Origin of the sequence: Conchiformibius kuhniae DSM 17694, assembly GCF_000428785.1 — a bacterium.
Classification (GTDB): Bacteria; Pseudomonadota; Gammaproteobacteria; order Burkholderiales; family Neisseriaceae; genus Conchiformibius; species Conchiformibius kuhniae.
The window spans coordinates 1-16,449 of record NZ_KE386798.1 but is presented as its reverse complement, the minus strand read 5'-3'; the positions used below and the strand labels follow the sequence as shown (position 1 = coordinate 16,449).

Here is a 16,449-nt window from a genome sequence, read left to right as displayed (position 1 = left end):
GTTTGCGGGGTCGGAAAACCCGCCCCATTATTAGGGTCGCGTTATCGATTGACCAATAAAACCCTGTACCGTCATTCCCGCGCAGGCGGGAATCCACATCAAAGCACGACAAACCTTTATTTATCATAAAACATCGCTTGTGCCGAGCATCGTTCAGTGGATTCCCGCATTCGCGGGAATGACGGCATTTTTTATATCACACTGATTTTCAGCCTTGCCACACAAAAGCCCTGCCCGATTAAAGGCAGGGTTTTTGCATGGTTGCGGCACGCCCTATCCCGTGTTGCGCAAGCCTTGTGCCACGCCGTTGATGGTGGCATGCACCAGATTCAGTAGGTCGCTTTGCTCGGGCTCGCCGCGCAGTTGGTGCAGCAGGGCAACCTGAATGCCGCCCAGTGCATTCAGATAGGGCATGCGCAGTGCCAGCGAACGCGCCAAGCTGCGGTTGCCGCGCAGCAGGGCATCGGTTTGCAAGATGTCTTGCAGGGCTTGCAGGCTCAGGCGGTATTCTTCGCCGATGCGGGCGAAGATGGCTTTTCCGCGTTCGCGGTCGCGGCTCAATTCGGCGTAGTGGCGGGCAAGGGTGATGTCGGTCTTTGCCATCACTTGTTCCATGTTGGAAAGCATGGTTTGGAAAAACAGGTTGCTGCGGGCGTGTTCGCGCAGTTGCTCAAGGTGTTCGGGGTTGTCGCGGCACAGTTCGGCAACGGCGCTGCCGAAGCCGTACCACGCCGGCAGCATCAGGCGGTTTTGCGCCCATGCGAACACCCATGGAATGGCACGCAAATCCTGTATGCGCGACAAGGTTTTGCGGCTGGCGGGGCGGCTGCCGAGATTGAGGGTGGCGATTTCGTGAATGGGGCTGGTTTGCAGGAAGTAGTCGATGAAGCCTTCGCCGTTGATGAGTTCGCGGTAGTGGCGGAAGGCGGCGGCAGACAGGGCGTCCATCAGTGCGGCATCGGGCGGGCTGACCGGCGGGAGCAAGACGGCTTCGAGCGTGGCGGCAATCAATGTTTCCAGATTGCGTGCGGCGTTGTCGGGGTTGGCGTATTTGTTGGTGATGACTTCGCCCTGCTCGGTGATGCGGATTTGCCCTGCCACGCTGCCGGCAGGTTGTGCCAACACGGCTTGGTAGGACGGCCCGCCGCCGCGCCCGACACTGCCGCCGCGTCCGTGAAACAGGCGCATCTGCACGCCGTAGCGGGCAAACACGTCCACCAATGCGGACTCTGCCTGATACAGCCCCCACGTGCTGCTGACATAGCCGCCGTCTTTGTTGCTGTCGGAATAGCCGAGCATGATTTCCTGCGTGTTGCCGCGCCCTGCCAATACGTCCCGATACCACGACAATTCAAACATTTGCGCCATTACCTCTGCCGATGATGCCAATGCGCCGATGGTTTCAAACAGGGGGACGATGTTGATGCGGCTGTGCGGTTTGCCGCCGCGCCACACCAGCAAACCGGTTTCTTTCAACAGCAGCGCCAGTGCCAACATGTCGCTGGGCTGTTCGCAGTTGGAAATGATGCTTTGACACACTGCCTGTTCGCCAAATTCGGCTTTGATGCGCCGCGCTTCGTGAAACACGTCCAATTCGCTGCGCGTCAGGTCGCCGTAGGCAAGATAGGGGCTGTAGAGCGGGCGCGAATGGCGCAGTTCGCGCAGCAAAACGTTTTGTTTGCCCGCTTCGTCAAGGGCGTGATAGTCTTCCAAGCCCGCACGGGCAAACAGTTCGGCAACCACTTGGGCGTGCTTGTCGGCGTGTTGGCGCAAGTCCAAGCTCATCAGGTGGAAGCCGCACACCGAAGCGGTGCGGATGATGTCTGCCAAACGCCCTTCCGCCAATGCCGCGCTGCCGTGCGCCCGCAACGAATCGCGCACGGTGTGCAGGTCTGCCAGAAATTCCGCCGTGTCGGCATAAGGCTCGCCCAAGCCGTACCAGCAGCCCAAAGTCAAGCCCAGTTGGTGCGCTTTGGCAATCAGGCGCGACAAGATGTGGGCAACGGCGCGGCGGTAGGGTTCTTCTTCGCGGGCGGTTTCGCGGTCGGGGCTGTGCGATGCCAATTGCGCCAGCGCGGCACTGACCTGCACGCGCCGCACCGACAGGGGCAATTCTTGCAGCAACAGGCGCAGTTGTTCGCGGTAGTGGTGGAACACGGCATCGGCGTGGCGCACGAAGGCATGGCGCAGGGTGGACGCATCGACAAAGGGGTTGCCGTCGCGGTCGCCGCCAATCCAGCCGCCGATGTGCAGCAGGTCGGGAACGCGCACGCCCCCGCCAAACGCGCCGCGCAAGCGGTTTTGCACGCGGCGGTAGCACTGCGGCAGCGCTTGAAACAAGCTGAGCGGGAAAATATTGACGCCGTTGTTGATTTCGCCCTGCACGGTGAGCTTGAAACGGCGCGTTTCGCTGCTTTGCCACAAGGCAAGCAGGATTTGGCGCAATTCGCGGTCGATGTCTGCCAAGCCTTCGGGGTGGCGGCAGTGTTCGCGCCGCACCAGCAGCGCACGGATGCGGCGGTGGAAACCCAAAACGGTTTGACGCTGCACTTCGGTGGGGTGGGCGGTGAGAACGGCGGCAACAAAGGTGGTGTCCAACGCTGCCTGCACCTGCGCCGCCGATACGCCGTGCGCCTGCAGTTTGGCAACGGTGGCGGCGATGTCGCCGTCGTGCGTGCCGCCTTCGCTTTCGTGTGCCAAACGCAAACGTTCGTGATGCACGTCTTCGGTGATGTTCAGAATTTGCGCGAACAAGCCGCAGGCGCTAATCAGGTTTTCGGTTTGGCGGCGGCTCAAACGCGGCAGCAGCGCGGCAACGGTGCGGCTGCTGTCGTCCGCCGCCGCCAAAGCGCGTACCGCTTCGACCACAGTGGCATCGGTTTGCTCGCGCAACAAATCCAGCAGCGCATCGGTCATCAGCGCGGCATCGGCAGCCAAAGGCGCATCTTCGGGACGGTCAAACAAATTGAATCGCATGGTGTGTTTCTCCTGTTGGGGTGTAGCGTTTTTGTCGTCCCAATTCCATTTCACCGCGCCGCCGTTTGCCAGCTTGCCAAACAACAATTCGTCTGTCAATACACTGTAATTTGAATGCGGGTATCGGGAAAACGTCCAAGTGGGAGAATTGGCAATAAAAGTTTCAGGCTGCCTGAAAATATTTCAAGCAGCCTGCACGCATTAGTATGCGGTAAACTTTTGTACCCTAGTTATGTTTAACACACTGAATTGTAAATTCCATGCCATCACCTACGCTTTTCATCTGCACTTGATTATCTGGCAAAAAACTTAAACTCAATTTATATGAAAACCAACCTGCATCATCAAATTCAATACGATGGAATGAATTAGGACTGGAAGTTGGTTTTAATGTTTGAGCTGCTATCTCAAAGCTCCCTTGTTTTAAAGTTTTAACCCTTATTGTTTTCTGTTTACCGCGTTTAATTGATAAGATTGTGGGATTGTTGAGTTTATTTTGAATAAGCTCTTCTTTTTGGGAACGTACATGTTCCTCACCCATTGTTGGTCGGTCGCTACGGTAACTCATACAACGGTAATTACCCTCTTTAACCTGTGATTGAGCCTGTTGTTTTGCATGAGATACTGTTGATGCAGCAAACAGAATTGACATCAAACAGGTACTTAAAACTTTTTTATTCATGATAGAGTCCTTTGTTTATTAAAGATAAAAACCGAGACCAGTGAATTTGGAACAGGAAAATTTATTTTATTCTTTTTGCTTCATGTCCATGCGATCTCATACATATTGCAACTTGCTCTTCCCATGGCAATTCTTTTCCACCGTTTGCTTTCATGGCTTTATCTTTCAGAAAAGATAAAAAACCAGAGAGTCCACCTGTTTCACAAAATTCCAAATCTTTGGCAAACTTTTCTTGAGAGACCCCTGCTTTTTTGTAATCACCCACTCTTGCTTAGTCTTGGTGGCACAAGCACTTACCAAACCTGTTAGCATCAAAATTGAAATCAGCTTTTTCATGATGTTTCTCCAACTAAAGTTAAAAAAAGTTAATTTACGGGGTATTTTAGAAAAAAGCTGTTATGATGAACAGATTAAATTAGAGATAGTTATTATTCTAATTTGGAATAATAACTGTTAAATTTAAGGAGTTTGTGATGGATATTGGCGAAAAAGTACGAAAAGTTAGAGAACTGAAGAAGCTTTCTCAAGAAGAAATGGCGCACAAACTGCATATGACACCCAATAATTATGCCAAATTGGAACGTGGGGAAATTAAGATGCGCGTTGAGCGTTTGGAACAAATTGCCAATATTTTCAATATGGACGCTGGCGATTTGCTTTCTTTGGATAAGAAAAATTTTATTTATATTATTGATAATGATATTGGCAATTTATCTGCAAATGATATGTATAATTGGCAAGACATGACCGAAATTTTGGCGCAAAAAGATAAATTAATTGAACAGCAGGCGCAACAAATTGAGTTGTTAAGTAATATTCTGTCTTCACTGCAAAACAACAAATAAATCGCTTGCGGTACACCTTGCCGCCTACCAAATTATCGCCGTCAGCAAGCATAGGTTGGGTTGAAGCGTCAGCGTAAACCCAACACATTTAGCCGGGTTACGGCTAACGCCTAACCCAGCCTACAAAAGCTACATTTCAGGCAGCCTGAAACTCACGCCGCTTCTTTTTTCCGACTGAATTTCAACACCGTTTTTTCTTTTTCCGCGTCCCAATCCAATTTCACCGCGCCGCCGTTGGCCAGCTTGCCGAACAACAATTCGTCCGCCAACACGCTGCGAATGGTTTCGCGAATCAGCCTTTGCATCGGGCGCGCGCCCATGTGCGGGTCAAAGCCCTTTTCGGCAAGGTGGCGGCGCAACGCGGGCGCAAATGCGGCTTCCACGTTTTTCGCCAATAATTGCTGCTCCAATTCCAACAAAAATTTGTCCACCACGCGGGCAACAATCGGCGGCGTGAGCGGTGCAAACGGCACCACCGCGTCCAAACGGTTGCGGAATTCGGGGCTGAATTGTTTTTTGATGTCCGCCATTTCATCGCCGCGCCGGTGGCTGCCGGTAAAGCCGAATTGCGGTTTGCTCAAGGCTTCCGCGCCCGCGTTGGTGGTCATAATCAAAATCACGTTGCGGAAATCCGCGCTTTTGCCGTTGTTGTCGGTGAGTTTGCCGTAGTCCATTACTTGCAGCAGCACGTTGTAAATATCGCGGTGGGCTTTCTCAATTTCGTCCAGCAGCAGCACGCAATGCGGTTGTTTGTTCACGGCATCGGTGAGCAAACCCGCCTGTTCGTGTCCGACATAGCCCGGCGGCGCACCAATCAGCCGCGACACGGCGTGCGCTTCCATATATTCCGACATATCAAAGCGTTGCAGGGGAATGCCCAGCGCGTAGGCAAGCTGGCGGGCGACTTCGGTTTTGCCGACCCCTGTCGGGCCGGAAAACAGAAAACTGCCAACGGGCTTTTCAGGCAGCCCGAGACCGGAACGCGACATTTTCACCGCCGACACCAGCGCATCAATCGCCGCGTCCTGCCCGAACACCATGTTTTTCAAATCGCGGGCAAGGTGTTGCAGCACTTGTTTGTCGTCATGCGACACGTTTTTTTCGGGAATGCGGGCGATTTGCGCCACCACTTTTTCAATTTCATCGCGCCCGATGTGTGTGGCGCGCTGTTCGGGCGGCAGCAGCCGTTGCGCCGCGCCGGATTCGTCAATGATGTCAATGGCTTTGTCGGGCAAAAAGCGGTCGTTGATGTGTTTGGCGGACAATTCGGCGGCTGCCTGAAGCGCGTCTTCGGCATAGGCAACTTGGTGGTGCGCTTCAAACGCGGGTTTCAGGCCGTGCAAAATGGCAACGGTTTCCGCCACGCTCGGTTCGGCGACATCAATTTTTTGGAAACGGCGGCTTAAGGCGTGGTCTTTGCTGAACACGCTGCGGTGTTCTTCGTAGGTGGTTGCGCCGATGCAGCGCAACGCGCCTTTTGCCAAAGCGGGTTTGAGCAGGTTGGAGGCGTCCATGGTTCCGCCCTGCGTGCTGCCTGCGCCGATTAAAGTGTGGATTTCGTCAATAAATAAAACAGCATCATCTTGTTTTGCCAATTCTTTTAACACCGCTTTCACCCGCGCTTCAAAATCGCCGCGATATTTCGCGCCCGCCAGCAGTGCGCCCATGTCCAGCGCGAACACGGTGGCATTTGCCAAGATTTCGGGAACTTTTTTCTGTTCAATCAGATACGCCAAGCCTTCCGCCAGCGCGGTTTTGCCCACGCCCGCTTCGCCGACCAGAAGCGGGTTGTTTTTGCGGCGGCGGCAGAGAACTTGTATCAGGCGGCGCATTTCGTGTTCGCGCCCGATTAAGGGGTCGATGCGTCCGGCGCGGACTTCTTCGTTCAGGCAGACGGTGTAGGCTTCAAGCGGTTTGGCGGCGGCGGAAGGTTCGTCTTCATCGTTTTCAGGCAGCCTGCCGTCCGGAGCGATGCCGTGCGAGAGGTAACGCAGCAAATCATAACGGCTTACCGATTGCAGTTTCAGAAAATAGGCGGCGTAGCTGTCTTTTTCGTCCAGCACGGCTACCAAGACATCGGCGGGATACACTTCGCGTTTACCCGCGCTTTGGACGTGTATCATCGCCCGTTGCATCACGCGTTGGAAGCCGATGGTGGGTTCGGGTTCGGTGTAGCGGGCTTGTTCGGCGGGCAGCACGGGGGTGTTTTCGCGAATGCTGTCTTCAAGCTGGGCGGCGAGCAGGGCGGTGTCGGCGCCGCAGTGGGCGAGCATTCCGGACACGTCTTCGCTGTATTCAATCAGGGCGAGCAGCAGGTGTTCCAAGCCCACCATTTCATGACGTTGGCTTTGCGCCTGTTCGTACATCTGCTGCAAAATGGTTTCCAAAGATTCGGCAATCATGATAATTCCTCAAGGGTGCAAAGCAGGGGGTGTCCGGCGGCGGCGGCCAGTTGCATCACCTGCTGTCGTTTGGTTTCGGCGATGTCGCGGCTGTAAATCCCGCACAGGCCTTTGCCCTGATGGTGGACGGCCAGCATCACGGCCACCGCCTGCTGCTGCGGCATCAGGAAAATGTCGGTAAGCACGTCCACGACAAAATCCATCGGCGTGTAGTCGTCGTTGAGCAGGAACACGCCGCAGCGTTTGGGCGGCGACAGTTTGCCGCGCACAACGGCGGCATCGGAACGGGTGGCGGTCATATGGTTTCGCTTTGTTGCATTTTTTCGCTATTTTAATGAAAAAACGCGCCTTTCCCAAGCATCAGCTTGACTGTTCGCAGCAACATCGGTAAAAAGCTAACCAGTGAAACCGCTTTATGTCTCAAGGCGCAAGCCCTGTTTGGCAGCAGGCGATGTTTTACCCTTTTGTTCAATTTTTTTCAGGAAAGTAAAACTGATTATGGCAACCGGTATTGTTAAATGGTTCAACGATGCAAAAGGCTTCGGCTTCATCACCCCCGACGAAGGCGGCGAAGACCTGTTCGCCCACTTCTCGTCCATCAATATGGAAGGTTTCAAAACTTTAAAAGAAGGGCAGAAAGTTTCCTTTGATGTAACCGAAGGCCCCAAAGGCAAACAAGCAGCCAACATCGAAACGGCCTGAACGCCGCTTCCTTGACCGCATGCTTGCGCAATTTGAGCAACGGCAGCCGCACCCGCGCTGCCGTTTCATTGTATCGGGCAAAACAAATGCGCTATAATCGCGCCCTTTTCCACCCGAACACCCATCAAACACCATGTCCGAACAGCATTTTACCGCCATCTCCCGCCCGCAACGCACCTTACGCGTCCGTGCCGTCCTGCCCGCCGCCGCCCTGCTATTGTCGGGCTGCATGATGAACGCCAAGCTGGACGGCGTTGCCATCGGCGGCTGGGAACGCGACCCCAACGCCCGTTACGGCAGCTTCGTGTGCGACAACGGCTATCGGATTTCCATCAAATACCGCAGCCCCCAGCGCATCAGCTTGGCATTCAACAACAACCGCAAAGAAGCGTTTATCGACTATCTTGACGGCGGCAACCACCGCTATGCCAATGCCAAAAACACCCTGCGTTGGCAGGAAAACGGCACAAGCGGCGTTTTAACCTATCCCGACACCGACTACGCCGTCAGCAAACGTTTGCTGGAAACGCCCTGCCGCGCCCGTTAGGCTGTGCCGTTATTTGAATTTTTCTACTGAAAATCAGAGAAATAAAAAATCACCGTCATTTCCGCGCAGGCGGGAATGACGGTATGGGGCTTTATCGGTCAATTGATGACCCGCCCTACGGCAAAATTATTGCGACAACACGTCCACCCCTTTGGGCGGCACGAATTTAAACGCGCCTTTGGACAAATTGGGCTTGGTGTTCACGCCGTGAAAACGAATTGCCGTTTGGTTGCCGAAGCCGTCTTTCAGCTCCATCGCCGCCAATTGCCCGCCTTTGAAGCCGATGCGGATAAATTGGTAGCCCGCATTGTTGCGCTTGGGCGTTGCCAGCACATAATCGATGCCGCCCGCGCTGCCGTCTTCTTTGAGCGAGTAGCTGCTTTCCAATGCCGATTTGTTCGACAAAATCGCCGCCGGGCTGTCGCCGATGGTTTGGTCTTGGTCGGACTTGGTAACCTGTTTCAAATCTTGGTCATACAGCCAAATGTGTTTGCCGTCGCCGACAATGGTCTGGCGGTAGGGCTTGGTGTAGTCCCATTTGAACAAGCCCGGACGCAGGATTTTGAACGAGCCGGAGCTGGTTTGGTTTTTCTTTTTGGCTTTAACGGTTTGGGTAAAGCTGCCGCTCAAGCCGTCCGCGTCGTTGTTGAACTGTTTCAAGTCGTCAATCGCGCCCGCATGCACGGTTGCGGCAGACAGGGCAAGCACGCACGCTGCCAAACGGGTGGTGATTTTTTTCATGGTGATGTCTCCTGATACGGTTGTGATAAAGATGTTACACCGTAACATATTTGCCGTACTGCTGAAAAGCCGTTTTCGCCCGTGTAAAGGTATATTAAAACGCAAGTTTTTTATTTCAAACAATAAGCGCTCCGCAGCTTAACCGAATTTTAATCCGCCGCAGTGCAAGGGCGTGGCACGGCGGCAACGTTTACGGCTGTGCATCTTCGGCATCGTCTTCGGTTTCCGCCACGCGCTCCAAGCTCACCAGCGTTTCGCCCTCGCCCAAATTGATGAGTTTCACCCCCGCCGCCGCGCGGCCGGTTTCGCGCACTTGCGCCACTTCGGTGCGGATTAACACGCCGCCCGATGTAATCAGCATCAAATCGTCCTGTTCCGACACCAGCGCGGCGGCCACCAAATCGCCGTTGCGCTCGCCGGTGTTGATGGCGATATTGCCCTGACCGCCTTTGCCTTTTTTCGGATAATCGGCAAAGGGCGTGCGCTTGCCGTAGCCGTTGGCGGTGGCGGCCAGCACCTGTTGCGGCGTGTCGGGCGCCGCCACCAGCAGGCTGACGATGCGGCCGTTTTCCGGCAGGCGCATGCCGCGCAAACCGCCCGAACCGCGTCCGCTCGGACGCACGCCGTTGGCTTTGACGGGCGTGTCGCCGCCCTCTTCCGCCTCATCGTTCAGGCTGCCTGCATCGTGGTCTTCGTCCTCGCCGCCCGCCGATTTTTCCCAATATTCGTTAAAACGAATCGCCTTGCCCAAATTGGAAAACAGCATGATGTCGTCCCGCCCCGACGTTTTCGCCACGCCCACCAAGCTGTCGCCGTCTTTCAAACCGATGGCGCGGATACCGTCCCGCCGCACGTTTTTAAACGCGGAAAGCTGCACTTTTTTCACCATGCCCTGCGCGGTGGCGAAAAACACATATTCGTCTTCGGGAAAATCGCGCACCGCCAAAATCGCGCTGACGGTTTCGCCCTCGTCCAGATTGATGACGTTGGCAATCGGCCGCCCGCGCGACTGCCGCCCGCCTTCGGGCAGCCTGTACACCTTAATCCAATGGCAACGCCCCAAATTGGTGAAACACAACAAATAATCATGCGTGTTCGCCACAAACAAACCGGTAATGAAATCCTCGTCTTTGGTGGCGGCTGCCTGTTTGCCGCGCCCGCCGCGCCGTTGCGCCTGATAGTCGGTAACCGGCTGGGTTTTGATGTAGCCGCCGTGCGTGAGCGTAACCGCCATATCGCGCGGCGGAATCAAATCTTCATCGGCAATGTCGCCGCCGCCGAAAGGATTGATGTCGCTGCGGCGTTCGTCGCCGAACTGCGTTTTCACCGCCTCCAACTCCTCGCGCATCATCAGGCTGATGCGCTGCGGCTTCGCCAAAATGTCCGACAAATCGGCAATCACGTCCATCAGGTTTTTGTATTCGTTTAAAATTTCGTCTTGGTCAAGACCGGTCAGATTACGCAAACTCATGCGCAAAATCGCCCGCGCCTGCTCCTCGCTCAAATAATAACCGTCTGCCTGCAAGCCGCAGCTTTCCGGCAAACCGTCCGGCCGCGCCAACGCCCAATCCACATCGCTGCGCGACAGCATCTGCGCCACCAAATCCGACCGCCATGCCCGCCCCAGCAAAGCGGTACGTGCCGCATCGGCATCGGCGGAAGCCTTAATCAGCGCAATCATCTCGTCAATATTGGACAGTGCAACAGCTTTGCCTTCGGCGATATGCCCTTCGGCGCGGGCTTTTTTCAGGCGGAACAGCGTGCGGCGGGTCAAAACTTCGCGGCGGTGACGCAAAAATTCGCCGATAATCTGCTTCAAATTCAGCAAACGCGGCTGCCCGTCCGCCAACGCCACCATATTGATGCCGAAGCTGTCTTGCAGGGCGGTGAGTTTGTACAACTGGTTCAGCACCACTTCGCTGTTTTCGTTGCGTTTGAGCTCAATCACGATGCGCATGCCCGATTTGTCGGACTCGTCCCTCAGCGCGGCGATGCCGTCCACCGTTTTTTCGCGCATCAGTTCGCCGATTTTTTCCACCAGCTTGGCTTTGTTCACCTGATAGGGGATTTCGTCCACGATGATGGCTTCGCGCTCGCCGTTTTTGCCGATGGGCTCCAAATGGGTTTTGGCGCGCATCACCACGCGCCCGCGACCGGTGCGGTAGGCAGCACGCACGCCGCTCAAGCCGTAAATGGTGGCGCCGGTGGGAAAATCGGGGGCTTGGATAATGTCTATCAGGGCATCGATGTCGGCATCGGGCTCGTCCAAGAGTTTCAGGCAGGCATCAACGGTGTCGCGCAGATTGTGCGGGGGGATATTGGTGGCCATGCCGACCGCAATCCCCGCCGAGCCGTTTACCAGCAAGCCCGGAATGCGGGCGGGCAGGATAAGCGGTTCTTGTTCCGAGCCGTCATAGTTGTCGCCGAAATCCACGGTGTCTTCACCGATGTCGGCGAGCATTTCGTGGGCGATTTTCGCCATGCGGATTTCGGTGTAACGCATCGCCGCCGCGCCGTCTCCGTCCACCGAGCCGAAGTTGCCCTGCCCGTCCACCAGCATATAGCGCAACGAAAACGGCTGCGCCATGCGCACGATGGTGTCGTAAACGGCGGTGTCGCCGTGCGGGTGGTATTTACCAATCACATCGCCGACCACGCGGGCGGATTTTTTGTAGGCGGCGTTCCAATTGTTTTTGAGTTCGTGCATGGCATACAGCACGCGGCGGTGGACGGGCTTCAAACCATCGCGCACATCGGGCAGCGCGCGCCCGACAATCACGCTCATGGCATAATCCAAATAGGATTGGCGCATTTCGTCTTCTAGGCTGACGGCGATGGTTTCTTTGGCGAATTGGTGGTCGTGTGCGCTGCTCATGGCGTGGCTTCCGAAAGGGTTCAAAAAACGGGCTATTTTATCACGATTCGCCCCAACAACGGCGCAACAAAAACCGCAGCAGAAACGGATTTTCCTGCTGCGGCGGTGCCCTCAACACAAATTATTTTTTCTTGCCCACAAATGCGCCGACCGTTTGACCGTTGGCAAACACGCCGCCGATTTCCGCCGCACCGTTGCCGAAAAAGCCGCCTTGCACCGAAGTTGCCGCGCCTTTGGGCGACTCAAAACGGTTGCCCTTGATGTCGGCATTCAGCACAATGCCGTTGTTCCCTGCCGTACGTTCAATGTTCGCACTGACCTTTTTCGTGGCAAAATCTGCGGTAACATCAAGCGAACGGGTCATAAAGCTGCCTGCCGGCGAGGTGCTGACCACCCCCACATCATACACCACCCGTCCCGAAGGCAATTGTTTCACATCGGTGGGCTTGCCGTTGAAAAACGCAAAACGCTGCTTTTCGCCATTGGCAATTGCCGTGATGACCCCGGCTGTGGTGTTGTTCGAGCCAACCCACACATTAAAGGATTCCACACCTGCGGGCGGACGCTGACCTGCCATCAAGCCGTTGCCGAAAGAACGCCAGCCGTTATTGACTTGTGCGCCGTAACGCCCGTCTGTCAAATCAAATTCCACACCGTTCACATTCAGCTTGCGGATTTTCGCCGCATCGGGAAAAGCAAGCTGCTGCTTGCCGTTGGCAACGACAAAATAATTTTTACCGCTCTGCACGCGGGCAGTGGCAGGCGCAGCGCCCGAACTGCCTGTGCTGCCCGAGCTGCCTTTGGAAACACTGCTGTTGTAGGAAACGCTGCCGCCGCCACTGCTGCCGCACGCCGCCAATGCCAAAGCGCACGCAGCCGCCAAAATCATTTTCTTCATCGTCAAAAACTCCAAACAAAAACACCCATATTAACAGAAAACACGGGCGCAAAGGTCGCTAAAGCTAAAGCTAAAGCTAAAGCTAAATACATGATTTTATTTAAAAATAAATGCTAATCTTTGTTGCGTCCGTGCCAAAAATAACGCCACACGAACGCCGGAAACGCAAACACCGCATACAAACACAACACCACCGCATAAAACTCCCAATCCTGCTGATGCACCGCGCCCGCCCGCGCTTCCAACAGCCTTGCCAACGCCCCCGCCAGCAGCAAGCCCAACAACCACTCGCCCAAATGATGGGGAAAGCGTTTGCCGTTTTTCAGGGCAAATACGCCCAAAGCACGTTGGCTCAGAAACGGGAAATTGGCAAAAAACACGGTCAAAGCCAGCAAGGCATACATGGAAGCAGTCATCGGATTTCTCCACAGCAAGGCAGCGATTGTACACAGAAAACGGGTTGCCCGAAACGCTTTCGGACAACCCGCGCACGGATTCGGACGGCTTATCCGCCGATGCTCAAGCCCGTGTGTTTCACCGCCAGCTCAATCCACGTCATCAAGCGGTCGGGCGCCATGCCCCACACCAGCAGCAGCAAGGCATTTGCCGACAGCAGCAGCTTGGCGAAACCTTCGCTCTCAATCGGCGCATCATCGCTTTTCTCGTCAAAATACATGATTTTCACCACGCGCAAGTAGTAGAACGCGCCCACCAGCGACATCACTACCGCAAACACCGCCACAGGCAGCGTCCAAGCATAGGGACTGGCGGTAATCAGCGCTTTGAGTACGGCGAATTTGGCGTAAAAGCCCATCAGGGGCGGAATGCCCGCCATGCTGAACATCACCAGCAGCATCACAAAGGCATACCACGCATTGCGCTGGTTCAAGCCCGCCAGATGGCTCAACTCGGTGCATTCGTGATTGTCGCGCGACAGCAGCATCAGCACGCCGAAGCCCGCCAAAGCCATCAGCGCATACGCCAGCGCGTAGTACACGGCTGCCTGAACGCCAATCACGCTGCCCAAAAACGCCAGCAAAATAAAGCCCATATGCGACACGGTGGAAAACGCGAACATGCGCTTGATGTCGGTTTGCATAATCGCCGCCAAATTGCCCACCAGCAGCGACAACACCGCCAAAATCGCAAACATTACCTGCCAATCGCCTTTTTGCAGGGCAAAACCGGTTACCAAAATGCGGAAAGCGAACACGGTTGCCGCGATTTTCGGCACGGAACCGGCAAACGCCGCCACCGAAGTCGGCGCACCCTGATACACGTCCGGCACCCACATGTGGAACGGCACCGCACCGAATTTGAACGCCACCGCCGCCACGATAAACAACACGCCCAATTTCAGCAGCCAGCCGTTTACCGCGCCCGCTTGCGACAGGGTAATGATTTGGTCAAATTGCAGCGTGCCGGTTGCGCCGTACACCATCGAGATGCCGTAGAGCAGCAGCCCCGATGCCAACGCGCCCAACACGAAATATTTTAAGGCAGCCTCCGAAGCCACCACCGAATCGCGGCGGAAGGCAATCATGGCATACAGTGCCAGCGACAGCAGTTCCAAGCCCAAATACGCGCTCAAAAAGTGGTTGGCGCTAATCATCACGCTCATGCCGCTCACGGCGAACAATGCCAGCGTGTAAAACTCGCCTTTGTAAATGCCGCGCATTTGGTTGTAGGGTTTGGCATACACAAACAGCGCCGCCGTACCCAGATACACGGCGATTTTGGTCAGTTGCGACAAGCCGTCCGCCACATACATGCCTTCAAACGCCGACACCGCACCGTCCTGCCACACCGCCCATTGCCCGAATGCCGCACCCAGCAACACGCCGATGCTCATCCAATGGGTGATGTAGCGGTTTTTGTCGCTCGTCCACAAATCCGCCAACAATACGTAGAACAAACCCGCCAACAGCACGATTTCCGGCGCGGCAACGGTTAAATTCAGGTCAGCCCAATTCCAATTCGGATTCCAATTCATCGCTTGCACCTCAAATCTTACTTTGCGCCACTTGGGCAATCAAATGGTCGGCAGCCTGATGCACCACCGCCACAAACGGCTCGGGATACAAGCCCATGCCCAGCACCGCCGCCGCCAAAATTGCCAAAATCGCAAATTCGCGGCAGTTGATGTCTTTCATTTCGCGCACTTCGGGATTGGTGATTTCGCCGAAAATGGTGCGCTTGTACATCCACAGCGTGTAGGACGCGCCGTAAATCAGCGTCAGCGCCGCCAGTGCGCCAATCCACAAATTCACTTCCACCGCGCCCATAATCACCATAAATTCGCCGACAAAGCCGGAAGTGGCAGGCAAACCGGCGTTCGCCATGCCAAACAGCATCATAAAGGCGGCAAATTTCGGCATCACGTTCACCACGCCGCCGTAGTCGGCGATGTTGCGCGTGTGCAAACGGTCGTACATCACGCCGATGCACATAAACATCGCCGCCGACACAAAACCGTGCGAAATCATCTGCACAATCGCGCCTTTCAAGCCCCAATCGTTCAATTCGCCGAGCGGGCTGCCTGAAAACACGCCGCTAAACAGGAAAATACCCAGCGTAACGAAACCCATGTGGCTGATGGACGAATACGCCACCAGTTTTTTCATATCGGTTTGCACCAAAGCCACCATGCCGATGTAAATCACCGCAATCAGGCTCAACACAATCACCGCCGGCGCGAAAAAGCGCGAAGCATCGGGCAGCACCGGCAAAATAAAGCGCAAAAAGCCGTATGCGCCGATTTTCAGCGTAATCGCCGCCAACACCATCGAGCCGCCGGTCGGCGCTTCAACGTGCGCGTCAGGCAGCCAAGTATGCACGGGGAACATCGGCACTTTCACCGCAAACGCCATAAAGAACGCCACAAACAGCAACTGCTGCACGCCCATCGGAATTTGCCGGATATTCTGCAAATCGGCAATGGCAAAGCTGCCGCCCGCCAAATGCGACAAATACACCAAACCCACCAGCATCAGCAGCGAACCGAGCAGCGTGTACAAAAACAGCTTCACCGAAGCATACACGCGGCGCGGCCCGCCCCACATGCCGATAATCAGGTAAAGCGGAATCAGCATGCCCTCAAAAAACACATAAAACAGCAAAGCATCCTGCGCCGCAAACGCGCCGTTAATCAAGCCCGACATGATGAGGAACGCCGCCATATACTGCGCCGGACGTTTCTGAATCACTTCCCAGCCCGCCAGCACCACCATCAGCGTGATAAACGCGTTCAAAATTACAAACAACACCGAAATGCCGTCCACGCCCAAAGCGTAGTTCACATTCAGCGCCGGAATCCACGGCAGCAGCTCCACAAACTGATAACCGCCGTTGGCACGGTCAAACAGCGCAAACAAAGGCAGCGTTACCGCAAACCCTGCCAACGCGCCGATTAATGCCAAAATGCGGGCGAAACCGGCGCGTTCGTCCGAGCCGGTTGCCAAAACCAGCACCCCCGCCACAATCGGCACCCAAATTGCCAAGCTGAGTAAATGATTAAAAAACATAGTTTTTACCTGTGTTCCCTATTTTTAAAACCTGTGCGCCGTTTTCAGGCAGCCTGAAAATATTTCCGTTTTGATACTCTGTAGGTTGGGTTTAGCGAAGCGCAAACCCAACAATCCAAACTTTTTGTGCAGCGTTGGGTTACGGCTGCGCCTAACCCAACCTACGCTTGCTGTTCTAACTGGAAAGCAATTTGTTGTTGAATACTCACAGCATTTTCTGCATCTGCTTTCAGATGTTGCGTTACCACCGCCATATT

Annotated in this window: 14 protein-coding genes; 3 read left to right on the top strand and 11 right to left on the bottom strand. The window is 55.0% G+C overall.

Translation table 11 applies throughout. The features are described 5' to 3' along the window. Positions 1–273: 273 nt before the first annotated feature. From ppc to G392_RS13765, 3 genes are all read right to left on the bottom strand, one after another. The gene (gene ppc, locus G392_RS0109745; protein WP_027010063.1) at positions 274–2,976 is read right to left on the bottom strand and encodes a phosphoenolpyruvate carboxylase; all 2,703 of its coding nucleotides are present in this window, start codon (positions 2,974–2,976) and stop codon (positions 274–276) included. Between the two features lie 226 nt (positions 2,977–3,202). Then, on the bottom strand, positions 3,203–3,658 hold the full coding sequence (locus G392_RS13770; protein WP_156900898.1) for a hypothetical protein: 456 nt from the start codon (positions 3,656–3,658) through the stop codon (positions 3,203–3,205). 61 nt (positions 3,659–3,719) lie between these two features. Further along, entirely contained in the window at positions 3,720–3,923 is a 204-nt protein-coding gene (locus tag G392_RS13765) for a hypothetical protein (protein ID WP_156900897.1), read from the bottom strand. Positions 3,924–4,131: 208 nt separating this feature from the next. On the opposite strand from G392_RS13765, the gene G392_RS0109730 reads away from it, so the two are divergent. Continuing rightward, positions 4,132–4,503 carry a helix-turn-helix domain-containing protein gene (locus G392_RS0109730; RefSeq protein WP_027010062.1) on the top strand — a complete coding sequence of 124 codons (372 nt, stop codon included), beginning with the start codon at positions 4,132–4,134 and terminating at the stop codon, positions 4,501–4,503. 152 nt (positions 4,504–4,655) lie between these two features. On the opposite strand, the gene clpA is transcribed toward G392_RS0109730, so the two are convergent. Next, entirely contained in the window at positions 4,656–6,905 is a 2,250-nt protein-coding gene (gene clpA / locus G392_RS0109725; RefSeq protein ID WP_027010061.1) for an ATP-dependent Clp protease ATP-binding subunit ClpA, read from the bottom strand. After that, positions 6,902–7,204 (bottom strand): ATP-dependent Clp protease adapter ClpS, encoded by a 303-nt coding sequence (gene clpS / locus G392_RS0109720; protein WP_027010060.1) that lies wholly within the window; start codon positions 7,202–7,204, stop codon positions 6,902–6,904. Before clpS ends, clpA begins: the two co-directional genes overlap by 4 nt. Before the next feature lie 199 nt (positions 7,205–7,403). On the opposite strand from clpS, the gene G392_RS0109715 reads away from it, so the two are divergent. Continuing rightward, positions 7,404–7,607 carry a cold-shock protein gene (locus tag G392_RS0109715; RefSeq protein WP_027010059.1) on the top strand — a complete coding sequence of 68 codons (204 nt, stop codon included), beginning with the start codon at positions 7,404–7,406 and terminating at the stop codon, positions 7,605–7,607. A 133-nt stretch (positions 7,608–7,740) separates the two neighbouring features. After that, complete coding sequence (locus G392_RS0109710) at positions 7,741–8,154, top strand: hypothetical protein (protein ID WP_027010058.1); 414 nt, start codon at positions 7,741–7,743, stop codon at positions 8,152–8,154. A 126-nt stretch (positions 8,155–8,280) separates the two neighbouring features. Here G392_RS0109710 and lolA read toward each other — a convergent pair whose 3' ends face one another. The 6 genes from lolA to G392_RS0109680 form a co-directional block, all read right to left on the bottom strand. Next, the gene (gene lolA / locus G392_RS0109705) at positions 8,281–8,895 is read right to left on the bottom strand and encodes an outer membrane lipoprotein periplasmic chaperone LolA (protein ID WP_027010057.1); all 615 of its coding nucleotides are present in this window, start codon (positions 8,893–8,895) and stop codon (positions 8,281–8,283) included. Positions 8,896–9,085: 190 nt separating this feature from the next. Then, the gene (gene gyrA, locus G392_RS12715; RefSeq protein ID WP_034335105.1) at positions 9,086–11,770 is read right to left on the bottom strand and encodes a DNA gyrase subunit A; all 2,685 of its coding nucleotides are present in this window, start codon (positions 11,768–11,770) and stop codon (positions 9,086–9,088) included. 121 nt (positions 11,771–11,891) lie between these two features. Continuing rightward, positions 11,892–12,668, bottom strand: a complete 777-nt coding sequence (locus tag G392_RS0109695; RefSeq protein ID WP_051255677.1) for a transferrin-binding protein-like solute binding protein — start codon at positions 12,666–12,668, stop codon at positions 11,892–11,894. 113 nt (positions 12,669–12,781) lie between these two features. Continuing rightward, the gene (locus tag G392_RS0109690; RefSeq protein ID WP_034335102.1) at positions 12,782–13,084 is read right to left on the bottom strand and encodes a DUF2818 family protein; all 303 of its coding nucleotides are present in this window, start codon (positions 13,082–13,084) and stop codon (positions 12,782–12,784) included. Between the two features lie 89 nt (positions 13,085–13,173). Then, positions 13,174–14,661: an NADH-quinone oxidoreductase subunit NuoN gene (gene nuoN, locus G392_RS0109685; RefSeq protein WP_027010054.1), complete on the bottom strand. Its 1,488-nt coding sequence runs from the start codon at positions 14,659–14,661 to the stop codon at positions 13,174–13,176. A 10-nt stretch (positions 14,662–14,671) separates the two neighbouring features. After that, entirely contained in the window at positions 14,672–16,192 is a 1,521-nt protein-coding gene (locus G392_RS0109680) for an NADH-quinone oxidoreductase subunit M (RefSeq protein WP_027010053.1), read from the bottom strand. Positions 16,193–16,449 lie beyond the last annotated feature (257 nt).

What these genes read in the sequence shown, in the direction of transcription:
- ppc (WP_027010063.1), bottom strand. Translation starts at nt 2,976, where the DNA reads ATGCGATTCAATTTGTTTGACCGTCCCGAAGATGCGCCTTTGGCTGCC.
- G392_RS13770 (WP_156900898.1), bottom strand. Translation starts at nt 3,658, where the DNA reads ATGAATAAAAAAGTTTTAAGTACCTGTTTGATGTCAATTCTGTTTGCT.
- G392_RS0109730 (WP_027010062.1), top strand. Translation starts at nt 4,132, where the DNA reads ATGGATATTGGCGAAAAAGTACGAAAAGTTAGAGAACTGAAGAAGCTT.
- clpA (WP_027010061.1), bottom strand. Translation starts at nt 6,905, where the DNA reads ATGATTGCCGAATCTTTGGAAACCATTTTGCAGCAGATGTACGAACAG.
- clpS (WP_027010060.1), bottom strand. Translation starts at nt 7,204, where the DNA reads ATGACCGCCACCCGTTCCGATGCCGCCGTTGTGCGCGGCAAACTGTCG.
- G392_RS0109715 (WP_027010059.1), top strand. Translation starts at nt 7,404, where the DNA reads ATGGCAACCGGTATTGTTAAATGGTTCAACGATGCAAAAGGCTTCGGC.
- G392_RS0109710 (WP_027010058.1), top strand. Translation starts at nt 7,741, where the DNA reads ATGTCCGAACAGCATTTTACCGCCATCTCCCGCCCGCAACGCACCTTA.
- lolA (WP_027010057.1), bottom strand. Translation starts at nt 8,895, where the DNA reads ATGAAAAAAATCACCACCCGTTTGGCAGCGTGCGTGCTTGCCCTGTCT.
- gyrA (WP_034335105.1), bottom strand. Translation starts at nt 11,770, where the DNA reads ATGAGCAGCGCACACGACCACCAATTCGCCAAAGAAACCATCGCCGTC.
- G392_RS0109695 (WP_051255677.1), bottom strand. Translation starts at nt 12,668, where the DNA reads ATGAAGAAAATGATTTTGGCGGCTGCGTGCGCTTTGGCATTGGCGGCG.
- G392_RS0109690 (WP_034335102.1), bottom strand. Translation starts at nt 13,084, where the DNA reads ATGACTGCTTCCATGTATGCCTTGCTGGCTTTGACCGTGTTTTTTGCC.
- nuoN (WP_027010054.1), bottom strand. Translation starts at nt 14,661, where the DNA reads ATGAATTGGAATCCGAATTGGAATTGGGCTGACCTGAATTTAACCGTT.
- G392_RS0109680 (WP_027010053.1), bottom strand. Translation starts at nt 16,192, where the DNA reads ATGTTTTTTAATCATTTACTCAGCTTGGCAATTTGGGTGCCGATTGTG.